The organism is Flavobacterium crassostreae (genome assembly GCF_001831475.1).
Classification (GTDB): Bacteria; Bacteroidota; Bacteroidia; order Flavobacteriales; family Flavobacteriaceae; genus Flavobacterium; species Flavobacterium crassostreae.
In genome coordinates this window covers 1725084-1751432 of record NZ_CP017688.1, presented here as the reverse complement: position 1 = coordinate 1751432, position 26349 = coordinate 1725084, and the positions used below count along the sequence as shown (strand labels likewise).

General features: G+C 38.1%; 17 protein-coding genes, 2 tRNA genes and 3 rRNA genes. 12 read left to right on the top strand and 10 right to left on the bottom strand.

Features of this window, described 5'->3' with window-relative positions; translation table 11 throughout:
* Window positions 1-55 precede the first annotated feature (55 nt).
* The gene (gene pheT, locus LB076_RS07845; protein WP_066331766.1) at window positions 56-2476 is read left to right on the top strand and encodes a phenylalanine--tRNA ligase subunit beta; all 2421 of its coding nucleotides are present in this window, start codon (window positions 56-58) and stop codon (window positions 2474-2476) included.
* 658 nt (window positions 2477-3134) lie between these two features.
* A complete protein-coding gene (locus LB076_RS14060; RefSeq protein WP_232505642.1) occupies window positions 3135-3518 on the top strand; it encodes a transposase in 384 nt (127 codons plus the stop codon).
* Between the two features lie 222 nt (window positions 3519-3740).
* On the opposite strand, the gene rrf is transcribed toward LB076_RS14060, so the two are convergent.
* The 6 genes from rrf to LB076_RS07810 form a co-directional block, all read right to left on the bottom strand.
* Window positions 3741-3850, bottom strand: a 5S ribosomal RNA gene (rrf, locus tag LB076_RS07835).
* Between the two features lie 126 nt (window positions 3851-3976).
* Window positions 3977-6859 (bottom strand): 23S ribosomal RNA (locus tag LB076_RS07830).
* 124 nt (window positions 6860-6983) lie between these two features.
* A tRNA-Ala gene (locus tag LB076_RS07825) sits at window positions 6984-7057 on the bottom strand.
* Window positions 7058-7151: 94 nt separating this feature from the next.
* Window positions 7152-7225: transfer RNA gene (locus tag LB076_RS07820), tRNA-Ile, on the bottom strand.
* A gap of 129 nt (window positions 7226-7354) precedes the next feature.
* Window positions 7355-8868: ribosomal RNA gene (locus LB076_RS07815) — 16S ribosomal RNA — on the bottom strand.
* The 16S, 23S and 5S rRNA genes sit together here with 2 tRNA genes alongside, the layout of an rRNA operon.
* Window positions 8869-9700: 832 nt before the next feature.
* Entirely contained in the window at window positions 9701-10378 is a 678-nt protein-coding gene (locus tag LB076_RS07810) for a DUF4294 domain-containing protein (protein WP_066337085.1), read from the bottom strand.
* Window positions 10379-10458: 80 nt separating this feature from the next.
* On the opposite strand from LB076_RS07810, the gene LB076_RS07805 reads away from it, so the two are divergent.
* Both LB076_RS07805 and LB076_RS07800 read left to right on the top strand, forming a co-directional pair.
* Window positions 10459-11547, top strand: a complete 1089-nt coding sequence (locus tag LB076_RS07805; RefSeq protein ID WP_066337083.1) for a M42 family metallopeptidase — start codon at window positions 10459-10461, stop codon at window positions 11545-11547.
* A gap of 102 nt (window positions 11548-11649) precedes the next feature.
* A complete protein-coding gene (locus LB076_RS07800; protein ID WP_066337082.1) occupies window positions 11650-12255 on the top strand; it encodes a DUF2238 domain-containing protein in 606 nt (201 codons plus the stop codon).
* Window positions 12256-12337: 82 nt separating this feature from the next.
* Here the strand turns inward: LB076_RS07800 and LB076_RS07795 are convergent, their stop codons facing one another.
* The 4 genes from LB076_RS07795 to LB076_RS07780 form a co-directional block, all read right to left on the bottom strand.
* Entirely contained in the window at window positions 12338-13291 is a 954-nt protein-coding gene (locus tag LB076_RS07795) for a phosphoribosylaminoimidazolesuccinocarboxamide synthase (protein ID WP_066337080.1), read from the bottom strand.
* A 100-nt stretch (window positions 13292-13391) separates the two neighbouring features.
* Entirely contained in the window at window positions 13392-14243 is an 852-nt protein-coding gene (locus tag LB076_RS07790; protein ID WP_066337078.1) for a Cof-type HAD-IIB family hydrolase, read from the bottom strand.
* A gap of 124 nt (window positions 14244-14367) precedes the next feature.
* Window positions 14368-15183, bottom strand: coding sequence for an SDR family NAD(P)-dependent oxidoreductase (locus LB076_RS07785; RefSeq protein ID WP_066337076.1), 816 nt, complete (start codon window positions 15181-15183; stop codon window positions 14368-14370).
* A 128-nt stretch (window positions 15184-15311) separates the two neighbouring features.
* Complete coding sequence (locus tag LB076_RS07780) at window positions 15312-16262, bottom strand: PhoH family protein (protein ID WP_066337074.1); 951 nt, start codon at window positions 16260-16262, stop codon at window positions 15312-15314.
* A 192-nt stretch (window positions 16263-16454) separates the two neighbouring features.
* Between LB076_RS07780 and LB076_RS07775 the strand changes: the two genes are divergently transcribed.
* The 8 genes from LB076_RS07775 (at window position 16455) to LB076_RS13775 (ending at window position 26344) form a co-directional block, all read left to right on the top strand.
* Window positions 16455-17285, top strand: coding sequence for an SAM hydrolase/SAM-dependent halogenase family protein (locus LB076_RS07775; protein ID WP_066337071.1), 831 nt, complete (start codon window positions 16455-16457; stop codon window positions 17283-17285).
* Window positions 17286-17329: 44 nt separating this feature from the next.
* Window positions 17330-18055 (top strand): gliding motility-associated ABC transporter permease subunit GldF, encoded by a 726-nt coding sequence (gene gldF, locus LB076_RS07770; RefSeq protein ID WP_066337065.1) that lies wholly within the window; start codon window positions 17330-17332, stop codon window positions 18053-18055.
* A complete protein-coding gene (gldG, locus tag LB076_RS07765; RefSeq protein WP_066337064.1) occupies window positions 18055-19740 on the top strand; it encodes a gliding motility-associated ABC transporter substrate-binding protein GldG in 1686 nt (561 codons plus the stop codon). The genes gldF and gldG overlap by 1 nt, the downstream gene beginning before the upstream one ends.
* Before the next feature lie 109 nt (window positions 19741-19849).
* Window positions 19850-20968: a DNA polymerase III subunit beta gene (gene dnaN, locus LB076_RS07760; protein ID WP_066337063.1), complete on the top strand. Its 1119-nt coding sequence runs from the start codon at window positions 19850-19852 to the stop codon at window positions 20966-20968.
* Between the two features lie 389 nt (window positions 20969-21357).
* A complete protein-coding gene (locus LB076_RS07755) occupies window positions 21358-21858 on the top strand; it encodes a SixA phosphatase family protein (protein ID WP_066337062.1) in 501 nt (166 codons plus the stop codon).
* The gene (ppk1, locus tag LB076_RS07750) at window positions 21852-23921 is read left to right on the top strand and encodes a polyphosphate kinase 1 (RefSeq protein ID WP_066337059.1); all 2070 of its coding nucleotides are present in this window, start codon (window positions 21852-21854) and stop codon (window positions 23919-23921) included. The genes LB076_RS07755 and ppk1 overlap by 7 nt, the downstream gene beginning before the upstream one ends.
* A gap of 38 nt (window positions 23922-23959) precedes the next feature.
* A complete protein-coding gene (locus tag LB076_RS07745; protein ID WP_066337056.1) occupies window positions 23960-24850 on the top strand; it encodes a Ppx/GppA phosphatase family protein in 891 nt (296 codons plus the stop codon).
* A gap of 312 nt (window positions 24851-25162) precedes the next feature.
* The gene (locus LB076_RS13775; RefSeq protein ID WP_099092429.1) at window positions 25163-26344 is read left to right on the top strand and encodes a hypothetical protein; all 1182 of its coding nucleotides are present in this window, start codon (window positions 25163-25165) and stop codon (window positions 26342-26344) included.
* Window positions 26345-26349 lie beyond the last annotated feature (5 nt).

Genomic DNA, 26349 nt, shown 5'->3' with positions numbered 1-26349 from the left:
TGTTTTTTACTACAAACTGCAATCCTTATATTTGCAATCATATTAAAAATGACAGATGAAAATATCTTACAATTGGTTAAAGCAATTTATTAAAATAGACTGGAATTCCGAAGAAACAGCAGCGTTACTAACCGATTTAGGCCTAGAAGTAGAAGGCGTAGAAAAGTACCAATCCATAAAAGGCGCATTAGAAGGAGTTGTAGTAGGCCACGTACTTAGTTGTACCGCACACCCAGATGCAGACCGCCTCAAACTAACCACCGTAGATATCGGCACCGAAACTCCCCTACAAATAGTATGTGGAGCACCCAATGTAGCCACAGGACAAAAAGTAGCAGTAGCCACCATTGGAACCATTTTATATGACAAAGAAGGCAATGCCTTTACCATCAAAAAAGGAAAAATACGTGGCCAAGAAAGTTACGGAATGCTCTGCGCCGAAGAAGAATTAGGCCTAGGCAAAGCAAATGACGGAATACTAATTCTAGACCCAAGCGTTACCGCAGGAACAAAAGCTGCTAGCCTTTTTAAGATAGAAAACGACGAAGTATTCGAAATCGGACTCACCCCCAATCGTGCAGATGCCATGAGCCACCTAGGAACCGCTCGGGATCTAAGAGCCGGTTTATTACAAAGTGGTGTAAATGCCGAATTAATGACACCCTCTGTAAGCAACTTTAGAGTAGACATGCGTACACTCAAAATTGATACCGTTATAGAAGATACCCAATTAGCACCAAGATATTGCGGCCTAACCATATCAGGGATTACCGTAAAACCCTCCCCAAAATGGTTGCAAGACAGACTAAAAGCAATTGGACTTACCCCCAAAAACAACATTGTAGACGTTACCAACTACGTACTACACGATCTAGGACAACCCTTACATGCATTTGATGCTTCCAAAATAAACGGCAAAATAATCGTAAAAACCCTACCATCAGGCACCAAATTCACCACCTTAGATGATGTAGAACGCAGTTTGCACGAAGAAGACTTAATGATCTGCGACGAAAAAGGCCCATTATGCATTGCAGGAGTGTTTGGTGGCAAAAACTCTGGCGTTACAGAACAAACCAATACCCTATTTTTAGAAAGCGCCTATTTCAACCCCGTAAGCATCCGAAAAACGGCCAAAAGACACCAACTAAACACAGATGCATCCTTCCGATTTGAAAGAGGAGTAGACTCCAACATAACCGCCTATGCCTTAAAACGTGCTGCCCTATTAATCCAAGAAGTAGCCGGAGGCGAAATCACCTCAGATGTAAGTGATATTTACCAAAAGAAAATTGAAGATTTTACCGTATTTTTAAATTTTCAAAATGTAAAAAAAATAATAGGTCAAGAAATTCCTAAAGACATAATCAAACAAATTTTAGTCTCTCTAGAAATAAAAGTAAACAGCATTTCAGAAACAGGACTAGGGCTAACCATACCTTCTTACCGAGTAGACGTACAAAGAGAAATTGACGTAATCGAAGAAATACTAAGAGTTTACGGCTACAACAACATTCATTTTTCAAAAAAATTCCATGCCACCGTAGCTATATCTCCACGCAACGAAGATTACAAACTACAAAACATCATTGGAAACCAACTAAACTCTCAAGGATTTCACGAAATAATGGCCAATTCTTTAACCACAGCCAGTTATATCGCCCTTTCTGAAACCTTAAAAGAAGAGTATAACGTAACCATGCTAAACCCTTTAAGCAATGATTTAGCTACCTTACGCCAGTCGTTGTTATTTTCGGGTCTCGAAGCAGTATCCTACAATATAAATCGTAAAAACAACGATTTAAAATTATTTGAATTTGGTAAAACGTACCACAAATTTCTATCCGGTTACGAAGAACACAAACACCTATCTATCTTTTTGACAGGAAATAGAAATCAAGAAAGCTGGACAACTCCCGCCAAACCAACTGATTTTTTCTTACTAAAAGGACATGTAGATGCCATACTAGCCCGATTTGGTATTCAAAAAACACAAAACAGCCCTGTAACATCCGACATTTTCTCTGAAGGAATTGCCATCGGTGCTGGTCACAATGCTTTAGTAGAATTTGGTTTAGTCAAAAAATCCATTCTAAAACACTTTAATATCAAACAAGAAGTCTATTATGCAGACTTTAATTGGGAAACGCTAATAAAAGCAGCAGCAAGCAAAATTAAATTTACAGACATACCTAAATACCCTGAAGTACGAAGAGATTTAGCCTTATTAATAAATCAAAATGTAAATTATGATGCTATTTATGCATTAGCCAAGCAAACCGAAAAAAATATATTAAAAGAAATTAATTTGTTTGATGTCTATCAAGGAGATAATTTACCCGAAGGTAAAAAATCGTACGCATTGAGTTTTATCCTACAAGATACTACCAAAACCCTTACAGATACGCAAATTGATAAAATAATGAATAAATTACAGAAAACATTTGAAACAGAATTAGATGCTGTTTTAAGATAAATTTTTAATACAACAATTAAAAACCTCAATTCTAAAAATTTCAGAATTGAGGTTTTTTTTTATAAATAAAATTAAACACAGATGCCAGATTCTTTTAGTGACTTCTCAAGTTATTTTTACATCAAATTATAGTTGAATACTTTGAACTGACTTCTTATAAAAAAGCAGAAGATATTCTTCATCTTTATTTGAAAGAGATTAACTCGATTCCGAGCCTAATGATTGCAATGCTATTGCTTCTTTCTATGATGTTAGTGGCAAAACCTTACGCATCAATACAAATATTTTTTAAGTGATTTCAGAATCTAGAATCAAAAATTACATGCAAAAAAATGAATTATTTTTCCTAAAAACATTGGAAAAAAGATTATCAATAGACCAAACCTCCCTATCGAATGGCGAAGTATCCAATTTTAAACAACAAAGCCAGAAAAGGCAAAAAAAACAACCATAGTAGCAATAATCGCTGGTACTAAAGCCTAGACTGTTACTGCTATTATCGAAAACACCACTTAAACTACGAAATACCGTTACAGAAATAACCCTTGATATGGCAGCGAATATGGTTTCATTGCCAAGAAAAACAAGAAGCGCTTCGAATCTGAAATATTGATTAATGGGGATACACTCAAACAATTTAGCTAGAAGTCATTATTTTTTGTATAAGAATAGATCAAAATGGTCACAGAATCAATTACAACGAGTACTGTTCTTATTTGAATTATATCCCGACATCAAAAAAGCTTACAATCTAGATCAGAATTTGAGAAATATCTTTGAGAAAACAACCGATAAAATTATTGGACTTTCAAGGTTGGCTAAATGGCATGAAAAAGTAAATCAATCTGGATTTAAGTCTTTCAATACAATCTCTCGCACAATTATAAATCATTATCAAACCATATTAAACTATTTTGATAACAGAAGTACTAATGCTTCTGCAGAATCATTCAACGCTAAAATAAAAGCATTTAGATCTCAGTTTAGAGGTGTTCGAAATGTAGAATTCTTTCTTTTTAGGCTAACTAATATTTATGCCTAATTTTTGCTGCTCCACAGGTTTTAGACTTGATCCATTGATCCTTGTTCTTTTTAAGACCAACTAAATTGGATCCAATGGGTTTTAGATATAAAACAAAAAACCCTTATCCGATTAGGATAAGGGTTTTTTAAAAAGAAAGGCGACAGATCGAGGCTTTTTAGCCGACACCTGGTGCCTATAAAAAAAAAGAACCCCAACTTTTACAAGTTGGGGTTCCATAAAGAAAGGCGACGACATACTCTCCCACATAACTGCAGTACCATCTGCGCAGGCGGGCTTAACTTCTCTGTTCGGGATGGGAAGAGGTGAGCCCCGCCGCAATAACCACCTTAAGGTCGCTTTGCAATGGGTAAATTAGCATGGTGCTAATAAACATTACAGAATATCGTAACATACTGAGATAAAGAAAAAAATATAATTAGAAAGTTTCCCCAGCCTCTTACGAGGCTGGAAAGGGTGTACATAAGCTTACGGATTATTAGTACTACTCGACTATGACATTACTGCCTTTACATCTATAGCCTATCAACGTGGTCATCTCCCACGATCCTTAAAAGAAATCTCATCTTGTGGTGGGTTTCGCGCTTATATGCTTTCAGCGCTTATCCCTTCCAAACGTAGCTACTCTGCCATGCCACTGGCGTGACAACAGATACACTAGAGGTTTGTCCAATTCGGTCCTCTCGTACTAGAATCAGATCCACTCAAATTTCTTGCGCCCACAGTAGATAGAGACCGAACTGTCTCACGACGTTCTGAACCCAGCTCGCGTGCCACTTTAATGGGCGAACAGCCCAACCCTTGGGACCTTCTCCAGCCCCAGGATGTGACGAGCCGACATCGAGGTGCCAAACCCCCCCGTCGATATGAGCTCTTGGGGGAGATCAGCCTGTTATCCCCGGCGTACCTTTTATCCTTTGAGCGATGGCCCTTCCATGCGGAACCACCGGATCACTATGCTCTACTTTCGTACCTGATCGACCTGTATGTCTCTCAGTCAAGCTCCCTTATGCCATTGCACTCTACGCACGGTTACCAAGCGTACTGAGGGAACCTTTAGAAGCCTCCGTTACTCTTTTGGAGGCGACCACCCCAGTCAAACTACCCACCAAGCAATGTCCCCCGCAATGCGGGGTTAGGCCTCAGACAAACAAAGGGTTGTATTTCAACAATGACTCCACAACGCCTAGCGACGCCACTTCATAGTCTCCAACCTATCCTACACATCATTTGTCCAAGGTCAATACTAAGCTATAGTAAAGGTGCACAGGGTCTTTTCGTCCCACTGCGGGTAAGCGGCATCTTCACCGCTACTACAATTTCACCGAGCTCATGGCTGAGACAGTGTCCAGATCGTTACACCATTCGTGCAGGTCGGAACTTACCCGACAAGGAATTTCGCTACCTTAGGACCGTTATAGTTACGGCCGCCGTTTACTGGGGCTTCAATTCAATGCTTCTCCGAAGATAACATCTCCTCTTAACCTTCCAGCACCGGGCAGGTGTCAGGCCCTATACTTCATCTTACGATTTTGCAGAGCCCTGTGTTTTTGATAAACAGTCGCCTGGACCTCTTCACTGCGGCCAGCATTGCTGCTGGCGACCCTTCTCCCGAAGTTACGGGTCTATTTTGCCTAATTCCTTAGCCATGAATCTCTCGAGCACCTTAGAATTCTCATCTCGACTACCTGTGTCGGTTTGCGGTACGGGTACTATTAACCTGAAGTTTAGAGGTTTTTCTTGGAAGCGCTTAGGTGTACTATCTCTTTGTCCGAAGACGCCGAGTACTATCGTATTTCCCCAAGCCGCGTGGATTTGCCTGCGCAGCCTATAGGTACGTACTTCAACGAACTATTCCGTCAGTTCGCGACACTTTCATTACTCCGTCACCCCATCACAGTTAAAACTAGTACGGGAATATTAACCCGTTGTCCATCGACTGTCCCTTTCGGGTTCGCCTTAGGTCCCGACTAACCCACAGCTGATTAGCATAGCTGTGGAAACCTTAGTCTTTCGGTGTGCGGGTTTCTCGCCCGCATTATCGTTACTTATGCCTACATTTTCTTTTCTAATTAGTCCAGCAACCCTTACGAATCACCTTCAACCCCATTAGAATGCTCCCCTACCACTTACGTATTATCGTAAATCCATAGCTTCGGTAATATACTTATGCCCGATTATTATCCATGCTCGTCCGCTCGACTAGTGAGCTGTTACGCACTCTTTAAATGAATGGCTGCTTCCAAGCCAACATCCTAGCTGTCTAGGCAGACAAACCGCGTTCTTTCAACTTAGTATATATTTGGGGACCTTAGCTGATGGTCTGGGTTCTTTCCCTCTCGGACTTGGACCTTAGCACCCAAGCCCTCACTGTTATGAAACATTATATAGCATTCGGAGTTTGTCAGGAATTGGTAGGCGGTGAAGCCCCCGCATCCAATCAGTAGCTCTACCTCTATATAACTTAAACATAACGCTGCACCTAAATGCATTTCGGGGAGTACGAGCTATTTCCGAGTTTGATTGGCCTTTCACCCCTACCCACAGATCATCCCAAGACTTTTCAACGTCAACGGGTTCGGTCCTCCACTTTGGGTTAACAAAGCTTCAACCTGTCCATGGGTAGATCACACGGTTTCGCGTCTAACACTACTGACTAAAGCGCCCTATTCAGACTCGCTTTCGCTACGGATCCGTGGCTTAACCACTTATCCTTGCCAGCAACGTTAACTCGTAGGCTCATTATGCAAAAGGCACGCCGTCACCCCACGAAAGGGCTCCGACCGCTTGTAAGCGTATGGTTTCAGGATCTATTTCACTCCGTTATTCACGGTTCTTTTCACCTTTCCCTCACGGTACTGGTTCACTATCGGTCTCTCAGGAGTATTTAGCCTTAGCGGATGGTCCCGCCAAATTCAGACAGGATTTCTCGTGTCCCGCCCTACTCAGGATACCACTATCCATTATAGCACTTACCTATACAGGACTATCACCCTCTTTGGTTCTACTTTCCAGTAGATTCTAGTTCGTTTTACATGGAATATCGTGGTCCTACAACCCCAAAATTGCCGTAACAACTTTGGTTTGGGCTAATCCGCGTTCGCTCGCCACTACTTACGGAATCACTTTTGTTTTCTTCTCCTCCGCCTACTTAGATGTTTCAGTTCAGCGGGTTTGCCCACCCGTAGGTGTACTATGTCTTCAACATAGTGGGTTGCCCCATTCGGGTATTTACGGATCAATCGATGTGTGCTCGTCCCCGTAACTTTTCGCAGCTTATCACGCCCTTCATCGCCTCTGAGAGCCAAGGCATCCCCCATACGCCCTTATTTTGCTTATTGTACCAATCTTAAAATTAATTAAGACCGTTTTTTTTGTCTTTTACTACTAATAGTAAAAAACGCTTTCTACTTGTAATATTTTCTTATCTCAATATGTCAATGAACTTTTTTCCTTTCGGAATTGTGGAGAATAACGGAGTCGAACCGTTGACCTCCTGCGTGCAAGGCAGGCGCTCTAGCCAGCTGAGCTAATCCCCCATTTCTAATCTTAAATTATGAATGTTGAATTTTGAATTAAGGTATTCATACTCATACTTCTAAAATTTCCTTATATATAACTAATCCTAAATTGTTGTCTCGGACAGACTCGAACTGTCGACCCCTACATTATCAGTGTAGTACTCTAACCAGCTGAGCTACGAGACACTCTTCATTCTTAAATTATTTGTTCTTTTTTTTAAATTAACAGCAAGAGTAATAAAACTTTAAGCATAATGACCAACTTCTCTTTTCGTCTCTTTCCCTAGCGTGCTTGCGCTAACACTAAGGCTCTAGAAAGGAGGTGTTCCAGCCGCACCTTCCGGTACGGCTACCTTGTTACGACTTAGCCCTAGTTACCAGTTTTACCCTAGGCAGCTCCTTGCGGTCACCGACTTCAGGCACCCCCAGCTTCCATGGCTTGACGGGCGGTGTGTACAAGGCCCGGGAACGTATTCACCGGATCATGGCTGATATCCGATTACTAGCGATTCCAGCTTCACGGAGTCGAGTTGCAGACTCCGATCCGAACTGAGAACGGTTTTGTAGATTCGCTCCTATTTGCATAGTGGCTGCTCTCTGTACCGTCCATTGTAGCACGTGTGTAGCCCAAGGCGTAAGGGCCGTGATGATTTGACGTCATCCCCACCTTCCTCACAGTTTACACTGGCAGTCTTGTTAGAGTTCCCGACTTGACTCGATGGCAACTAACAACAGGGGTTGCGCTCGTTATAGGACTTAACCTGACACCTCACGGCACGAGCTGACGACAACCATGCAGCACCTTGTAAATTGTCTTGCGAAAGGTCTGTTTCCAAACCGGTCAATCTACATTTAAGCCTTGGTAAGGTTCCTCGCGTATCATCGAATTAAACCACATGCTCCACCGCTTGTGCGGGCCCCCGTCAATTCCTTTGAGTTTCAAACTTGCGTTCGTACTCCCCAGGTGGGATACTTATCACTTTCGCTTAGCCACTGAACTTGCGCCCAACAGCTAGTATCCATCGTTTACGGCGTGGACTACCAGGGTATCTAATCCTGTTCGCTACCCACGCTTTCGTCCATCAGCGTCAATCAATTAGTAGTAACCTGCCTTCGCAATTGGTATTCCATGTAATCTCTAAGCATTTCACCGCTACACTACATATTCTAGTTACTTCCTAATAATTCAAGTCAGACAGTATCAATGGCCGTTCCACCGTTGAGCGATGGGCTTTCACCACTGACTTATCTGACCGCCTACGGACCCTTTAAACCCAATGATTCCGGATAACGCTTGGATCCTCCGTATTACCGCGGCTGCTGGCACGGAGTTAGCCGATCCTTATTCTTACAGTACCGTCAAGCTGGTTCTCGAACCAGGGTTTCTTCCTGTATAAAAGCAGTTTACAATCCATAGGACCGTCATCCTGCACGCGGCATGGCTGGATCAGGCTTGCGCCCATTGTCCAATATTCCTCACTGCTGCCTCCCGTAGGAGTCTGGTCCGTGTCTCAGTACCAGTGTGGGGGATCTCCCTCTCAGGACCCCTACCCATCGTAGCCTTGGTATGCCGTTACCATACCAACTAGCTAATGGGACGCATGCTCATCTTTCACCGATAAATCTTTAATAGTGGTCTCATGCGAGACTGCTATACTATGAGGTATTAATCCAAATTTCTCTGGGCTATCCCTCTGTGAAAGGTAGATTGCATACGCGTTACGCACCCGTGCGCCGGTCTCTAGTTCCGAAGAACTATACCCCTCGACTTGCATGTGTTAAGCCTGCCGCTAGCGTTCATCCTGAGCCAGGATCAAACTCTTCATCGTATATTGTTTGCTTATCTCTAAGCTATTTATTTTTGACTGAAGATCTATTGGTTCTTTTTTATGCTTGCATTTCTATTACTCTTATTCTTTGTCTTAAGATCTCTCTTAAAACGGCTGTCAATTCAATATGTCTAGGAACGTGTCTTATCTTGTTTCTCGTTTCGTCGGTCAATTTTCGTGACTCTCGAAGCGGGTGCAAAACTACAACTTGTTTTGGTAACTGGCAAGAAAATTTTGAGGTTTTTTTAAAAAATAATTTTTTAATTTTTTCTCTATTTCTCTTAGCAGTATGTCAAATAACGTCGCTTGTTTTATCTCACTTAACTCTTATCTAAAAAAGTGTTCGATGAACTTTGTTTGCGGGGTGCAAATGTAAACTTTTGCTTTAATTCTCACAAGCTTTTGAACTCTTTTTTGAAAAATAAATTTTCGTCTTGATTTCGTGTGCTTGCCAGTATTTGAAAGAACTTGTTTCTTGTTGCGGGTGCAAAACTACCGCCTTTTTTCGGTTAATCAATACTTTTTTTACCTTTTATTTACCTTTTCTTAATAAGAATCGCTAACTGCTTTGTTTTTAATTCTATACAAATGCTTCTTTGTTGCTTTTATAGGTCTTTGCTATCTTCTTTGCGGTTATTCTGCCGGTTTTAGGGGTTTGGTGGTTGTTTTTTGCAGGTGTATCTGTTTTCTTTATATATAGGTAGGCTTAACTTTGGAATGAGATTAGCTTTGGGACGCCGCTCTCCTAGCCCTGATAGTAGTGGAAATCCTGCCGAGACGGGGTTCGGCGAGGTAGATTGTAGCGGATAGCAGGAAATAGCTCCTTGTTTTTTTATGGTAAGGATGGATTCTCGGATTTGGTGCGCCAGAGTGTATTTAAGCGGTCTATGTCTATTGGGTTTGTGGATGGGTGGTTTTGTAGTCTTCCGTTTTCGAAGGCTTCTTGCAGAATGGTTTCGATCAAATAATCTTCGTTTACTTGGTAGGGGGCGTATTTTGATTTTAAATCGATGTCAAATATACTTGCTGTGGTGTTGGACCAAAAGGCTTTCCATCCGCTTTTTAGGTTTTTTATGAGTTCGAAGGTGGTGCTACCGGTTTGGCGGTGTATTAATTTGACGAGTATTCTGCCTTGGCTACGGGACAATTTTTTGAGCTTGGCCTCGAATTCTTGGGTGAGATAGTTTTCGACTATTTTAAAGTATCTTTTCTTTTCTTTTTGGGTGTTTAAGCTTGCCATTCCTTTATGGAGCAACACTAGGCGTTCTGCTGCTAGTTGGGCGTATGGGTAGACTCTATAGACTCTGTTTTGTAAAACTCTAAATTGTTTCTGGGCTTCGGGATCTAGTTTTTCTTTGGATATCACAATTTCGTCTAATGCAATGGTATCGTTTTTTATATCGTAGTCTGCATCAATGATCACGGAGGTTCTGGTGGTATCTACAGCTAGTACTTGTGCGGAACAAGTAAGAGATAAAATCAAAAATAGTAATGGGGCAACAAATTTCATCCGACCTAATTTTAATGTAAAATTAGGTATTAATTGTACAACTGTAATAGCAATTTTATAATTTAGCAAAAAATATTTTTATGAGCACACAATCTATATTAAAGCCATCTTCGATTAGCTTTTTAGAAAAATACTTAAATAATGCTTCGCCTACGGGTTTTGAAGCTGCAGGGCAAAAAATTTGGATGGAGTACCTAAAACCCTACGTGGACACCTTTATTACGGACACTTATGGTACGGCTGTAGGGGTAATTAATCCGGATGCTCCTTATAAAGTGGTTATTGAAGGGCATGCCGATGAGATTTCGTGGTATGTTAATTACATTACCGATGAGGGGTTTATATATGTTATCAGAAACGGCGGCTCAGACCACCAAATAGCGCCTTCTAAAAGAGTAGATATCCATACTAAAAAAGGAATTGTTAAAGGCGTTTTTGGTTGGCCTGCCATCCATACTCGCAATAGAGATAAGGAAGAAAATGCCTCTATCAGTAACATTTTTATTGATTTGGGCTGCCAAAGCAAAGAGGAGGTAGAAAAACTAGGGGTGCATGTAGGCTGTGTAGTTACGTATCCAGACGAATTTATGGTTTTGAACCAAAATAAATTTGTATGCCGTGCTATTGACAACCGTATGGGCGGATTTATGATTGCCGAAGTGGCGCGTTTGTTGCACGAAAACAACATAAAATTGCCTTTTGGATTGTACATAACCAATTCTGTTCAAGAAGAAGTAGGACTACGTGGTGCAGAAATGATCACACAAACCATAAAACCAAACGTGGCCATTGTTACCGACGTATGCCATGACACCACCACGCCCATGATTGAAAAGAAAATTGAAGGCGATACTAAAATAGGCAATGGACCCGTAATTACATATGCTCCTGCGGTGCAAAACAATTTAAGAGAGTTGATCCTAACCACTGCCCAACAAAACAACATTCCGTTTCAGCGTTTGGCTTCGTCTCGCGTTACTGGCACAGATACCGATGCTTTTGCCTACAGCAATGGCGGAGTAGCCTCTGCGTTGATCTCCTTGCCGTTGCGCTACATGCATACCACCGTAGAGATGGTGCATCGGGAGGATGTTGAAAATGTAATTCAGCTCATTTACCAAACCCTTTTAAAACTAGAGAACAACGAAAGTTTTTCTTACTTTAAATAAATTTTAGGAGCTATTCTCGCTATCCGCTTTATCTTTTTATGGTTTCTAAAAAAAAGAAACCATAAAAAGGATATCGCTGCTATCAAGGCTAAAAAAAATCCAATGAAGACTATTTATCTCATGCTTGTTGTGTATTTTGGATTTTTTATCTGGTCCATTATAAATCCCAACGAAGTATTTACTTGTTTTTTAGAAATTATTCCAGCTCTTATTGGTTTGCTTGTTTTGGCATGCACCTTTACTAGCTTTAGGTTTACTAATTTTACCTACTTTTTGATTTTGCTACACTGCATAATCTTATTTATTGGAGGTCATTATACCTATGCACAAGTACCTTTTTTTGATTACATACAAGAAATAGCCCACCAAAGTAGAAACAATTACGACAAGTTAGGCCACTTTGCACAAGGTCTGGTACCTGCAATGATTACTCGAGAGCTATTTATTCGCAAAAAAGTGGTTAGCAACAAGCATTTTTTCAACTTTATCCTTGTTGCCATTGCGTTGGCAATCAGTGCGGCTTACGAATTGCTAGAATGGTTGGTATCTAGTATCACAGGAGACCAAAGTGATGCTTTTTTAGGAACACAAGGCTATATCTGGGACACACAATCGGACCTGCTTTTTGCTGCCATTGGAGCCATAACAGGATTGGTTTTATTGTCTAAAGTTCAAGACCAATACCTCTTGAGGGTTCCTGTTGTCTAATTTTTTAGTTATATTAAACCAAAAGCCGCAATTCTGTCCGAATTGCGGCTTTTGGTTTTTTAATGGACTCGTATTTATTTGGCTATTGTTTGGCTAAATAATCCAATACGTTTTTCTCAATCCGTTGGTTAATATTAGAAATATCTGCTTTTACAAATTTCTCTCCCAGAATATTCTCATACAATTCAATATATCGTTCCGAAACCGAGTCAATATACGCTGGAGTCATTTCGGGTATCTGCTGGCCTTCTTTTCCCTGAAAACCATTTTCTATCAACCATCTACGCACAAACTCTTTGGATAGTTGTTTTTGCTCCTCGGCTCTTTCTTGACGCTCTGCATAGCCTTCAGAATAAAAATAGCGAGAAGAATCTGGTGTATGAATTTCGTCAATTAGAACAATTACGCCTTCTTTGGTTTTTCCAAACTCGTATTTAGTATCTACCAATATCAAACCACGGCTGGCTGCAATGGTAGTTCCTCTTTCAAACAAAGCTCTGGTATATTTTTCGAGAACTTCGTAATCTTCTTGGCTAACAATACCTTGTGATAAAATAGCTTCGCGAGAAATATCGGCATCATGATCCCCATTATCTGCCTTGGTTGTTGGAGTTATAATTGGTTCCGGAAATTGGTCGTTTTCTTTTAGACCTTCGGGCATTGCCACACCGCAAATTTCTCTTTTGCCTAGTGCGTACTCGCGTGCAGCATGTCCCGAAAGATAGCCACGTATTACCATTTCTACCTTAAAAGGGGTACATAAATGACCTACTGCAACGCTAGGATCTGGAGTTGCAATTAACCAGTTAGGAACAATATCTTGAGTAAGCTCCATGAATTTAGTGGCAATTTGGTTCAAAATTTGACCTTTGTACGGAATGCCTTCGGGCAAAACGACATCAAAAGCCGATAATCTATCTGTAGCAACCATCACCAAAAGAGCGTCGTTGATGTTGTAAACCTCTCTTACCTTACCACGATAAACGGATTTTTGACCCGGAAAATTAAAATTTGTAGTTGTTATTGTATTACTCATCAGTATAAGTCTTGTGTTGTTATTTATTTGGGTGCAAATTTAGGATTATTTTAGACAGAAAAACAAAGAATTGCTAGCCGATACACACTTTTTAGAGCCTCTAATTACAGAAACCGTCTTGGGCGTAATTAGAAGGCTTGGTTTTTAAAAGCATTTTGGACAAATATTGGGCTACCCCGTTCTGATCATTGGAAGCAATAACCTCTAAATGGGACAATGTTTTTTTTAAACTATCCGGGGCATTAGCCATTAACAAACCCTTGGCGGTTGCGTTTAACATCTGTTCGTCATTATAACCATCTCCAAAGGAAATGGCTTGATGAAAACCTACTGCTTCTTTTTGCAAAATTTGAGCAATTGCCCGCTTTTTGTCAATAGATTTATCCATAAATTCAAGGCAAAGAGGCAGACTAAATGCAGGATTAAAAAGCGTGTGGTGTGTGTCTAAAATACGGTTTTTTAGTGCTACCAATTTATCATGGCACTCATGGGTAAAAAACAATTTGATGGCTTTAAAATCTTCGATGGTGTCAAAATCTACTATTTCAGGCGGATAATGAAGTTCTTTTTGAAAATTATTGAGTTTTTGGTTGGATTTGTTGGTTAGCCAAACTTTTTCTTTAAATAATACGGTGGTAAACTCAGGCTCTATACCTAATTGCAATACTGATTTTATGGCATCACTTGCTATATCAAATGAAAATAAAAGTTCTTTTTCGGGACTGTGGATTCTGGCACCGTTGGAGCTAACTAAATACACCGGAAATCCGAGTGTTGCAACCAAAGACATAGCATCAATATGGTGCCTACCCGTAGCTACAATTATCAAATAACCTTGTTGGTATAGTTCTTGAAAAACAGCTCGGGTGTAAGTCGATATCTGGTGGTTGGTATGGAGCAAGGTACCGTCTAAATCAGTAATAATAACTTTGATGTTGTGCAATAGACTCATGGATAACTTTTAAATTTATTTTTTATAATTATACTAGATAGCAAATACAAAACCAAAAATCACCTCTTTGGAAGGCATTACCGCAATTTAACTTAAATTTTACTTCCGCTGGAACAACCATTTTTTATTTAAAAACACATCGTTTGATTAGCCTACCAAACAAACGGTATCCTATGTTGGACCTTACAATATTTAAAAAATTAGCATCAAAACCAATGGTATATCTTTTAAAATTTTTTGGAGGATGGGTTGCAATAGCGCCTATTTTTTTAATTATTTGGGGTTTTAAATCTTTATTTTTTTTGGTTTTATTCTCCACAACTGCGCTAATTTTGTCCATTAAATGGTTATAGCAATCCAAAGAGGATCGTTCTGATTTGGTAACATTTTTTTGGAAATCCGAAGGAGTATTACCAAATTGGACCGTAGAAACGCTAATATTAAAGCTTGCTAATTCATAAGCCATGCATTCTGAAAAACTCTCTACAGCATGTTTTGTGGAGTGATAAAAACTACCTAATGGCAAATTTACTAATCCTGCTATGGAAGTTATATTGATAAAACAACCGCTTTGTTGGGCTCTAAATACCGGAATAAAGGAGCGGCACATTTTTACTACGCCTAGATAATTTACGGCAACTATATTTTCTATTTTAGAATCTTCGGATAGTTCTACAAAACTACGGTAGCCAACTCCTGCATTATTGACAACTACGTCTATGGTTTTAAAGTCTTGTAGTATTTGTTCTTTTGCGGCAGCGATACTCTTGGAACAAGTTACATCCAATACATAGCAATGGATGTTTTTTTGGTTTTGTAGTTCTGTTGCGTCACTCAGGCACAACATTGTGGCTAGCACATTCCAACCGTTTTGAGCAAAGTATAAGGCCATTTCTTTCCCTATGCCTCCTGATGCTCCTGTTATGATAACATTTTTCAATAGGTCTTTTTTTTTAAATTTATTGGTTCTACGTGTAGGTTATGGTTTGGTTTGATCCTGCTGCATGTATGGAATAGATACGACCCCTAGCTGGGGTCGTAAAAGTAACATAGTATGTGTATTATGGATTAGCCTTGGTTTTCGGTATACTTATAGGCGTCAATTACTTTTTTGACCAATCGGTGCCTTACAATATCTTTGTCATCCAAATATATAATGCCTATTCCTTCAATATCTTTTAGTACTAGTAACGCTTCTTTAAGCCCTGAAATAGTGCGTCTAGGCAAATCTACTTGACCTGGATCTCCAGTAACCATAAATTTGGCATTTTTGCCCATTCGGGTCAAAAACATTTTCATTTGTGAGTGGGTGGTATTCTGGGCTTCATCCAATATTACAAATGCATGATCTAGAGTTCTACCACGCATGAAAGCCAAAGGTGCTATCTGAATGATTCCTTTTAGGATATAATCTTCTAATTTTTCGTTAGGCAACATGTCTCTTAAGGCATCATAAAGCGGTTGCATATAGGGATCTAGCTTTTCTTTCATATCTCCAGGCAAAAAACCTAAATTTTCACCCGCTTCTACTGCCGGACGAGTAAGAATGATCCGTTTTACTTGTTTTTCTTTTAGGGCTTTTATTGCCATAGCAACTCCAGTATAGGTTTTTCCGGTACCGGCTGGCCCAACTGCAAACACCATATCGTTTTTTTGGATCGTATCTACCAGTAACTGCTGGTTTGGTGTCATTGCTTTGATGATTTTACCTCCTACTCCATGTACCAGAATTTTATCATTAGCAGCCATTTTTTTATCATCTTGCGGATCTCCCAATATAACCCTTTCTATAACGTTATTGTCAATGGTGTTATAGCGCGTAAAGTGAAGCATCAAGCGTTGAAAACGGCTTTCAAACTCGTCTAAGATTTCTTTTTCGCCAAAGGCTTTTAGGGTAGTTCCTCGTGCTACTATTTTAAGCTTTGGATAGTACTTTTTAATCGTTTCAAGATGCAAGTCTTGCGCGCCCCAAAAATCTTTTGGTGCGATGTCTATGAGTTCAATTATTCTTTCGTTCAAATGGTTTGGTTTTATATTAAAAATAAATAAATCTGATTTTCTTTTTGGTTGTAAAACTTCGCTTTTATTTTTTTTTAATTGTTAGAATTTATAGTTGTTTTTTGCGTTTTTGAATTTACTATTATTAGCTTTGCACTTCTCAAATTTAATGAAAATTAATTTTAGAAAACACTATTATTTATAAATAAATTTATGTCAATAATCACCCTTACTACGGACTACGGTTTAAAAGATCACTTTGTTGGTGCGCTTAAGGGCAAAATTTTATCCGAATATCCGGAGGCTACAATTATTGATATTTCGCATTACATTGATCCATTTAACACATTAGAAGCAAGTTACATCATAGGAGCTGCGTTTTCGAGTTTTCCAAAAGGCACTGTACATATAATAGGCGTGGATATGGAACGCAATAAAGAAAACCAACACATTGCCATGCAGTGGAATGATTCTTACTTTATAGCTGCAGATAATGGAATACTGAGCTTGCTTTCGCAAAAAATTGTACCCCAAAAAATAGTTGCCATAAACATCCACGATCATTTAGCCAACGATGCTTCTGGTTTAGATGTTTTTGTAAAATCAGCCTGCCATGTTGCCAAAGGAGGTTTGTTGCATGTTATCGGCAAAGAGATCCATAGTATTAAAGAAATTACAGCCCTGAAGGCAAGTGTTTCTGAAACAAAAAACGCCATTAAAGGACAGGTAGTTTACATTGACCATTTTGGAAATGTGGTTACTAATATCACTAAAAAACTATTTCTGGAGGTAGCAAATGGACGGCCATATGAGATTGTTATGAGAAATAAAAACATTAAAACAATACTTCCTAATTATTCTGCAATAGCTAGTTCCGAAAAATATCCTATCAAAAACTATGAAGGCGAAAAACTAGCCCTTTTTAATGAAGCGGGTTATCTCGAGATTGCCATCTTTAGGAGCAACCCTGCATCTGTAGGATCCGCACATAGTTTATTGGGACTAAATTATAGTGATGTGGTTACTGTAGCGTTTACAAACTAAAACCAACTACCTTGGTCCAACTTTTAAAATAAAGTCTAAAAAAAATGAAAGCAATATTATTACGAGAGATTAATTCTTTTTTTGGTTCGCCGGTTGGCTATCTGGTTATCGGATTATTTTTAATTCTAAACGGATTATTTCTTTGGGTTTTTCAGGGAGATTACAACATTTTGAATACTGGTTTTGCGGATCTAACACCTTTTTTTACTTTAGCTCCTTGGATTCTTATTTTTTTGATTCCGGCTGTAACCATGCGAAGTTTTTCGGACGAAAAAAAACAAGGCACGCTAGAATTATTACTAACCAAACCCTTATCCATCTGGGAAATTGTATTGGGCAAATTTTTGGCCGCCGTACTGCTTATTATCCTGTCCATTATACCCACATTTCTTTATGTGGTGGTGGTATTCGAACTAGGTTTACCAACAGGAAACATAGACATGGGCAGTACTATTGGGGCTTACTTTGGGCTTTTATTCTTAATTGGGGCTTATGCCTCTGTGGGGATTTTTAGCTCTACCCTTTCGGAGAATCAAATTGTAGCCTTTATTATTGCGGTTTTTATTTGTTTTTTCTTGTATTTTGGCTTTGAAGAAATGGCGGCATTGACACCTACTTTTTCTAATAGTATAACCGCACTAGGCATGCAAGACCATTTTAAAAGCATGGGACGTGGCGTAATAGACACTAGAGATATTCTTTACTTTGTAAGCACCATGCTTGTTTTTCTTTCGTTTACTGTATACCAACTTAAAACCATCCAATTGTAATGAAGGCAGCTCGTAAAAAAAACCTTAAATCGTTACTCCTGCTATTGGTACTACTGGTGGTAGTAAACAGCATCGGAAACTACTTTTTTCATCGTTTTGATTTAACTAAAGACAACAGATACACCCTATCTTCTACTTCTTTAAAAATTATTAAACAGGTAAAAAATCCACTTTCTATAAAAATATATATGCAGGGAGACTTGCCAGCAGATTTTAAACGATTACAGCAAGAAACCCAACAATTATTAGAAGAATTTCAGGCCTATAACAAGAACATCTTTTTTGAATTTGTCAATCCCTTAGAGAATGAGGACCAAAGCATGGACAACATTAAAGAATTGTACCGAAAAGGCCTCACTCCCATAAACATTACCGTAGAGGACAAAGGGAAGCAATCCCAAGCCATGGTATTTCCGTGGGCAACTGCCGTTTATGACAACAAAGAAGTTTCCATTGCTTTATTAAAAAACCAAATGGGCGCTAGCGTTACCCAAAAAGTAATTGGATCGGTACAACACCTCGAATATTCTATAGCCGATGCCATTAACAAAATTACCATTCCGAAACAAAAAACCATTGCGGTACTCAAAGGAAATGGCGAATTGCAGGATATTTTAATGGCCAAGTTTTTGTTGCAAATGCGAGAAAGTTATCATATTGGCCCTTTTACTCTAGACTCCGTAGCGGCAAACCCAAGCCGTAGTTTGAAAGCATTACAACAATATGATTTGGCTATTATTGCAAAACCAACAACGGCTTTTTCGGACGCCGAAAAACAAGTTTTGGACCAATACATTATGCATGGTGGAAAAACCCTATGGCTCTTGGATCAAGTGGCCGTAGAGATGGATAGTTTATACCATGCATCTGGAACAACCATGGCGTTTCCGAGAGATTTAAATCTAAACGATATGTTTTTTAAATATGGTTTTAGAATCAATCCCGATATGGTAAAAGACGAACAAGGAAGCCCTATTCAATTAGCCACCGGCGAACCCGGAAGCGCTACCCAGTTTCAAGATTTTAATTGGAAATTTGCTCCCTTGGTTTATCCACAAAACAACCATCCTATTGTTAAAAATTTAGGTGGCATTAAGTTTGATTTTGCTAACCCTATTGATACTTTAAAAAACGGAATCAAAAAAACAGTATTATTACAATCTTCACGATATTCCAAAAAAGTAGGCACGCCAGCAGAGATAGATTTGGCCATTGTTGCAGAAGAAACCAGCCCCAATCATTATATCCAAACCGGAAACATTCCATTGGCAGTATTGCTCGAAGGAAGCTTTAAATCGGTATACCAAAACAGGGTACTCGCCTTTGAGCAACCCAACTTTGAAGCCAAAGGAATTAAAAACAAAATGGTCGTAATCTCGGATGGAGATATCGTCAAAAATCAATTAGATAAAAACTTTCAACCCGTAGAACTAGGCTTTGATCAACGCTCCGGAAACCTATATGACAACAAAGATTTGATGCTAAATTGTGTCAATTATTTGCTAGACGACACCGGACTTATTAACATTAGGAGCAAAGATCTTGATTTGCCACTCTTGGATAAAGAAAAAGTATATCAAAATTATGGTCTAATACAAAGCATAACCCTCGGACTACCAATTGTAATATTGGTGCTATTTGGGCTTTTGTTTACCATTATCCGAAAAAGAAAATACAGTCGATAGATGTTGATAAAAAAGTTTCCATACTAGTATAGTTTACGATATATTTGTAAAAAGTATTGTATTTTAAAAAATGAATTAAAATATACAGCAAAAAAATAAAACCAAACAGATGAAATTTATAGTATCGAGTTCGTACTTATTAAAACAATTACAAGTTTTGGGTAGTGTTATCAATAGCAGTAATACCTTACCTATTTTAGATAACTTCCTTTTTGAGTTAGATAATGATAAATTAATTGTTTCTGCTTCGGATCTAGAAACAACAATGTCTGCCAGCTTAGCCATTGATTCTACCAGTCAAGGAAATGTAGCAGTGCCCGCAAAATTATTATTAGAAATTTTAAAAACCTTTCCGGAGCAACCCTTAACCTTCACGGTAGAAGAAAACAATACTATTGAAATTAGCTCTAATTCTGGTAAATACGCCTTAGCTTATGCCCCAGGCGAAGAATTTCCAAAAGCAGTAAACCTAGAAGAACCATCCGTAACCCTTGTGCCTGCAGATGTACTGGCTACAGCAATAAGCAAGACCATTTTTGCCGCCGGAAATGATGATTTGCGCCCAGTGATGTCTGGAGTTTTCTTTCAGTTTTCGCCAGAGGGTCTGATCTTTGTGGCTACAGATGCGCATAAATTAGTAAAATATGCCCGTACGGATGTAAAAGCATCCGAGGTTGCTGATTTTATTATGCCCAAAAAACCGCTTACTATTTTAAAAAATATTCTGTCTACCTCAGATGCAGAAGTGAAAATTGAATACAACGATTCTAATGCCACTTTTTCTTTTGACAACTACATTTTGATGTGTCGTTTGATAGACGGAAAATATCCAAATTACGAAGCCGTAATTCCTAAAGAAAACCCTAATAAATTGATGATTGATCGCTCTCAATTTTTGAGTTCGGTTCGTCGTGTAGCTATTTTTTCTAACAAAACTACCCATCAAATTAGGTTAAAAATTGCTGGAGCCGAACTTAATGTATCTGCCGAAGATATTGATTACTCCAACAAAGCCGAAGAAAGATTGACCTGTGACTACCAAGGAGACGATATGCAGATAGGATACAACTCGCGTTTTTTGACCGAAATGCTAACCAACCTACAATCTGACATGATTATGTTAGAGATGTCACTACCAAATAGAGCTGGGATTTTAACTCCAGTAGATGGTCTTGAAGAAGGCGAAACGGTAACCATGCTTGTTATGCCGGTGATGTTAAATAGCTAAGTTTTAATTTTTATAATTTCATTCCAATTTAGATTGAAACTCAAAAATTATACTTATAATTGTATTTGTAAAATACGCTATTAACCAAACCATTTTTTATAACCCAAAAAAACCGCAATTTTCAATAAAATGAAAATGCGGTTTTTTTTATCTCCAGTGTGGTTTCTTTTTTAAGAATACTATACCAAAATTACAACCTACTGAATAAAAAAAATCAATTATTTTTATAGATAATGATTTAATTTGGATTATTATCTATAAAAAATCAAACCAAAACCTCCTTTTGCAACTTATATCCTATATCCGTTACAAAACCACTGTTTTATTTGATAGAAATTGTATTTAATTGTATCTTTCTTTTTCAATTGCAACTACTTATTTTTTAAAATATGAAAAATCTGATATTGATAAGGCACGCCAAATCCAACTGGGATATGCCTGTAAAAGACATCGACAGACCCTTGGATTCTAAAGGAGTCGCAGATGCACATTTGGTATCCTTAAATATATCCAACTTTGTCCCAAACAAATATGTAATATGGTCTAGCCCTGCCAAACGAGCTTCCGATACCGCTACTATTTTTGCACAAAACCTGCACTACCCCACCGATAGCATTGTATATAAAGGCGCATTATACACCTTTGATGCAAGCCAATTAGAAGAGGCTATAACCTCTTGCGAATCCAATTTTACCACCATTATTGTTTTTGGGCATAATGCAGCAATTACAAATTTTGTTGCTAAATTTGGAACTATTCCAATAGACAACGTGCCTACAGCAGGCTTTGTCTCTTTAGAATTTGACACCAATAACTGGAAAGAAATCCGCAACGGAAAAACCCTAAAAATAGTAACTCCAAAAGACTTAAAACCTAAAAAAAAGTGTTAGAACAAAAATATATTGACCGAGAAAAAAGTTGGTTAGCATTTAATGCCCGAGTTTTACAAGAAGCCGCAGACAATACCGTACCATTATTAGATCGATTGCGTTTTTTGGGTATCTTTTCTAATAATTTGGACGAATTTTTTAGAGTTCGTTTTGCAGCCATCAGAAGACTTAGTTTGTCTGGTAAATCTGGCGAAAAAATACTCGGTGGCATCTCTGCACAACAATTAGTAAAAGACATTACCGAAATTGTTATCAAGCATCAAACCGAGAGTTTACTCATACTAAAAGGTATTGAAAACGAGTTAGAAACGGAAAATGTTTTCATTATAGATGAAAATGAAATATCCAGTGAGCAAGAAAAATTTTTGAAAGATTATTTTATTCAAAAACTAAGCCCAGAACTAGTAACCATTATACTCAATGATTTAGCCGAATTTCCGTTGCTCAAAGACAACATGGGATACCTAGCGGTTAAACTAGTGATGAAAAAAAAGTCCGAAGTGCGCTATGCCATCATTGAAATTCCAAAAACAATGAACCGGTTTATTGTACTGCCTACCGTAAATAACAAACAATATGTAATTCTGTTGGACGACGTTATTAGACATAATTTAAAAAGCATTTTCAATATTTTTGATTACCAAAGCATTGCTGCCCACATGATCAAAATTAGCCGGGATGCACAACTAGACATTGATAGTGATTTGAGTAAGAGCATGCTCGAAAAAATATCTACTAGCGTAAAAGAACGAAGAGTTGGAGAACCAGTGCGTTTTATTTATGATAAATTAATAGAAACAGATACCCTTCAGTTCTTTTTAGATAAAATGAAAATTGTGTCTACAGACAGTATTATACCCGGCGGTAAATACCATAATAGGCGCGATTATATGGATTTTCCTAACCTAGGAAGGTATGATTTATTATACCAAAAAAATGCCCCTTTGCCTATACCTGGATTAAGTCTAGAAGGAAGTATTTTGGATAAAATAAGCAAGAAAGATTATTTGTTAAACGCTCCCTACCAATCGTTTTCTTACTTAACCAAATTTTTGCGAGAAGCAGCCTTAGATCCTAAAGTTACTTCCATCAAAATAACCCTATATAGATTAGCCAAAAACTCGCAAATTATTAGCTCATTAATAAATGCAGCCAAAAACGGCAAAAAAGTAACGGTACAGATTGAGTTACAAGCCCGTTTTGACGAAGCTTCTAATATTTCTTACGCAGAACAAATGCAAACCGAAGGAATTGATCTTATTTTTGGTATAAAAGGACTAAAAGTACACAGCAAAATATGTGTTATAGAACGAACCGAAAACAAAAAAACCAAACGATATGGCTTTATATCTACCGGTAATTTTAACGAGTCTACCGCCAAAGTCTACACCGATGTTACTTTATTTACAAGCCATCAGCAAATTTTAAAAGACATCAGTAGAATTTTTGATTTTTTTGATACCAACTACAGAATCCATCGATACAAACACCTTATTGTATCGCCACACTATACCCGAACTCGGTTTTACAAACTCATTGACCGAGAAATACAGAACGCCGCGCAGGGCAATGAAGCCTTTATAAAATTAAAAATGAACAGCTTGTCTGATTTTGGAATGATTGATAAATTGTACGAAGCCAGCAAAGCGGGAGTAAAAATACAACTACAAGTTCGGGGTATTTGCTCTTTAATTCCGGGAGTAAAAGGCCTTAGTGAAAACATTGAAGCCATCAGTATAGTCGATAATTACCTGGAACATTCCAGAATTTACATCTTTGGCAACAGCGGAAAAACAGCTGTTTTTATATCCTCGGCAGATTTTATGACCCGAAATCTAGACGGAAGAGTAGAAGTCACCTGCCCTATATACGATCCCGAAATCAAGCAAGAACTTATGGATAATTTTGATATCGCTTGGAAAGGAAACGTTAAGGCGCGTTACCATTCTTACAAATTAGATAATGCCTACCGAAAAAACAATGCAGATACCATATTTAGAGCCCAAATAGAAACTTACAAATACTACCAAAGCAAAGTAAACAACCTAAAAGAAGAGTTTTAGTCCCGATTGTTTATTTTATTAAAAAACGCAGTACACTAATGATTACATTAAAAAAATATGCTGCAATTGATATTGGCTCTAATGCCATGAGACTATTAATTGTAAATATTATAGAACAAGAAGGCAAAGAACCCCAATTTAATAAGAGTTCTCTGGTACGTGTACCCATACGATTGGGGCAAGATGCTTTTACGGTAGGAGAGATTTCTGAAGAAAATATAGACCGTATGTGTGATGCTATGACGGCATTTCATCTACTAATGAAAGTGCATAAAGTGACCTCATATAGAGCATTTGCCACCTCGGCCATGCGAGAGGCATACAACGGAAAAGAGATTGTAGATTTAATACACGAAAAATCCAAAGTAACTATAGAGATCATTGACGGAAAAAAAGAAGCGGCCATTATAGCCTCTACAGATTTGCTGCATTTGCTGCATACCGAACAAACCTATTTATTTGTGGATGTAGGAGGTGGTAGCACCGAGTTTACTCTTTTTTCAAACGGAAAAATAGTTAGCTCTAGATCCTTCAAAGCAGGAACGGTGCGTTTATTAAACAATATGGTTTGTGAAGTAGTTTGGCAAGAAATTGAAAAATGGATAAAAACCAATACTGCAGACTACGAAGAAGTTACCTTAATTGGTTCTGGCGGAAATATAAACAAGCTTTTTAAAATGTCAGGGAAAACGCAAGAAAAACCCTTATCGTATATTTATATCAATTCGCAATATGCTTTTTTAAATTCTTTAACCTATGACCAACGAATTTCAGAATTAGGTTTAAATCCAGACCGTGCCGATGTAATAATTCCTGCTGTACGAATTTATCTAAACGCAATGAAATGGAGTGGCGCAAGACAAATATATGTGCCTAAAATTGGACTTTCTGACGGAATTGTAAAAGCCATGTATTACCAAAAAATTTAAAATATTGGCAGTTAGCCTAAATCATTAAAGACTTTTTTTTACGGACTATTCCGTCTTTTGATTGGAGACGGAACAAATGATCTTGGTCTTAAATCTAACGACTACTTCTTTGAGTAGCATATTCTATCATGCCATATAACCGCTTCATTTTTATTTTAAAGGTACAAAACTGCTATTCAACGTCTAAATTGGTTAATGGTAGAAATTTTTAATTAGTATCGTATTTTTGTAACTAATTTTACTTCTCCTTACTCCAATTAGCAAATACTAAAAGAGTAAGCAATTGTAGCTTTTCTACTAAATTTGTCTATTATGAAAGTTTCTTTTTTTTTCATGCTCCTTTGCCTTAGTGGATTTCCTGAAAAAACCATGGCACAAACTATTGCTGCACCAACTACAAATAATTCATTACCTAAAAAAACACTTCAAACTACCAAAAAAGTTAAATACTACCATGTTGAAGAGAGAATAAACCTAAAATTTGGAGGTGTGATCACTACCTATGATGTAGTAGATGCTCGATTAATCAGCCAAAATGACCTAGGCCCCAACAACCAGCGGATAATCACCGTTACCTACACAGATGGTTCTACGGCAGTATATACAGAACTACCACCGAGTAATCTTGCTGCAAATGACTTAAATTCTAGCTCTAATAATACGCAATATAGTCCAAGAGCCAGCAATAACATTACTACTACTGGGACTACCAATGAAGATTCCAAAGTCCAAACTGCCAAAAACGCAAATAAGATTGCCTCAACAGATACCTCTAATTTGCCTGCGTCTATCTTGAATGCAAAATCAAGTCCATCATCATACTACAACCAAACATTCACGAAAAACCCTACAGATGAAGATACTAACACTAAAGATGCCAACTCTTTAGGCACAAACAAAAAGAGATCTACTACAATTGCAGCAAAAGAGAAAACGTATTTTCCGACAAATATTGCCGACAGAGCCTCTGACTCCAATAATACCAATTATCAAACTAAAACCAATACAGATGATTTGGAAAAAGATACTGACGACCAAAGTGAAGCAATTGCAAGCCTTCAAGAAGAAGCAATAGCTACTGAAATAGAAAAGCTGCTTGCTTTACCTAACAAAAAAAGAAGCCTAAAAGAAGACGAAAAAATATTAGATGATTTGATTGGTTCCATTATTAAAATAAGTGCCACAAGCCAAAATCAAACAAATGGAAATCAAAACAATACTACTACCAAAAAAGTTTTGTATGCCTATGTGAATGTGATGAAAACTTACGAAGGAGTCGCTCTAAAAGGATATAAATCTGCTTATTTATTTAAAAAACTAGGGAATGATTTTTATTATAACGATCAAATGGAAAAAGCAGTAAAGTGGTATCAAGCTTTATTTGACCTAGAAGAAAACCTGGATACGGAATTTTATTATAAATATGCCAGTGCCCTAAAAGCAATAGGTCAAAACATGAAAGCCCAAAAAATAATGGACCAATTACGCCCGTAAATCCT

Coding starts and splice junctions, on each gene's coding strand:
- dnaN (WP_066337063.1), top strand. CDS start 19,850: ATGAAATTTATAGTATCGAGTTCGTACTTATTAAAACAATTACAAGTT.
- LB076_RS07795 (WP_066337080.1), bottom strand. CDS start 13,291: ATGAGTAATACAATAACAACTACAAATTTTAATTTTCCGGGTCAAAAA.
- gldG (WP_066337064.1), top strand. CDS start 18,055: ATGAAGGCAGCTCGTAAAAAAAACCTTAAATCGTTACTCCTGCTATTG.
- LB076_RS07800 (WP_066337082.1), top strand. CDS start 11,650: ATGAAGACTATTTATCTCATGCTTGTTGTGTATTTTGGATTTTTTATC.
- LB076_RS07745 (WP_066337056.1), top strand. CDS start 23,960: ATGATTACATTAAAAAAATATGCTGCAATTGATATTGGCTCTAATGCC.
- LB076_RS13775 (WP_099092429.1), top strand. CDS start 25,163: ATGAAAGTTTCTTTTTTTTTCATGCTCCTTTGCCTTAGTGGATTTCCT.
- LB076_RS07810 (WP_066337085.1), bottom strand. CDS start 10,378: ATGAAATTTGTTGCCCCATTACTATTTTTGATTTTATCTCTTACTTGT.
- LB076_RS07790 (WP_066337078.1), bottom strand. CDS start 14,243: ATGAGTCTATTGCACAACATCAAAGTTATTATTACTGATTTAGACGGT.
- LB076_RS07755 (WP_066337062.1), top strand. CDS start 21,358: ATGAAAAATCTGATATTGATAAGGCACGCCAAATCCAACTGGGATATG.
- gldF (WP_066337065.1), top strand. CDS start 17,330: ATGAAAGCAATATTATTACGAGAGATTAATTCTTTTTTTGGTTCGCCG.
- LB076_RS07805 (WP_066337083.1), top strand. CDS start 10,459: ATGAGCACACAATCTATATTAAAGCCATCTTCGATTAGCTTTTTAGAA.
- LB076_RS07775 (WP_066337071.1), top strand. CDS start 16,455: ATGTCAATAATCACCCTTACTACGGACTACGGTTTAAAAGATCACTTT.
- pheT (WP_066331766.1), top strand. CDS start 56: ATGAAAATATCTTACAATTGGTTAAAGCAATTTATTAAAATAGACTGG.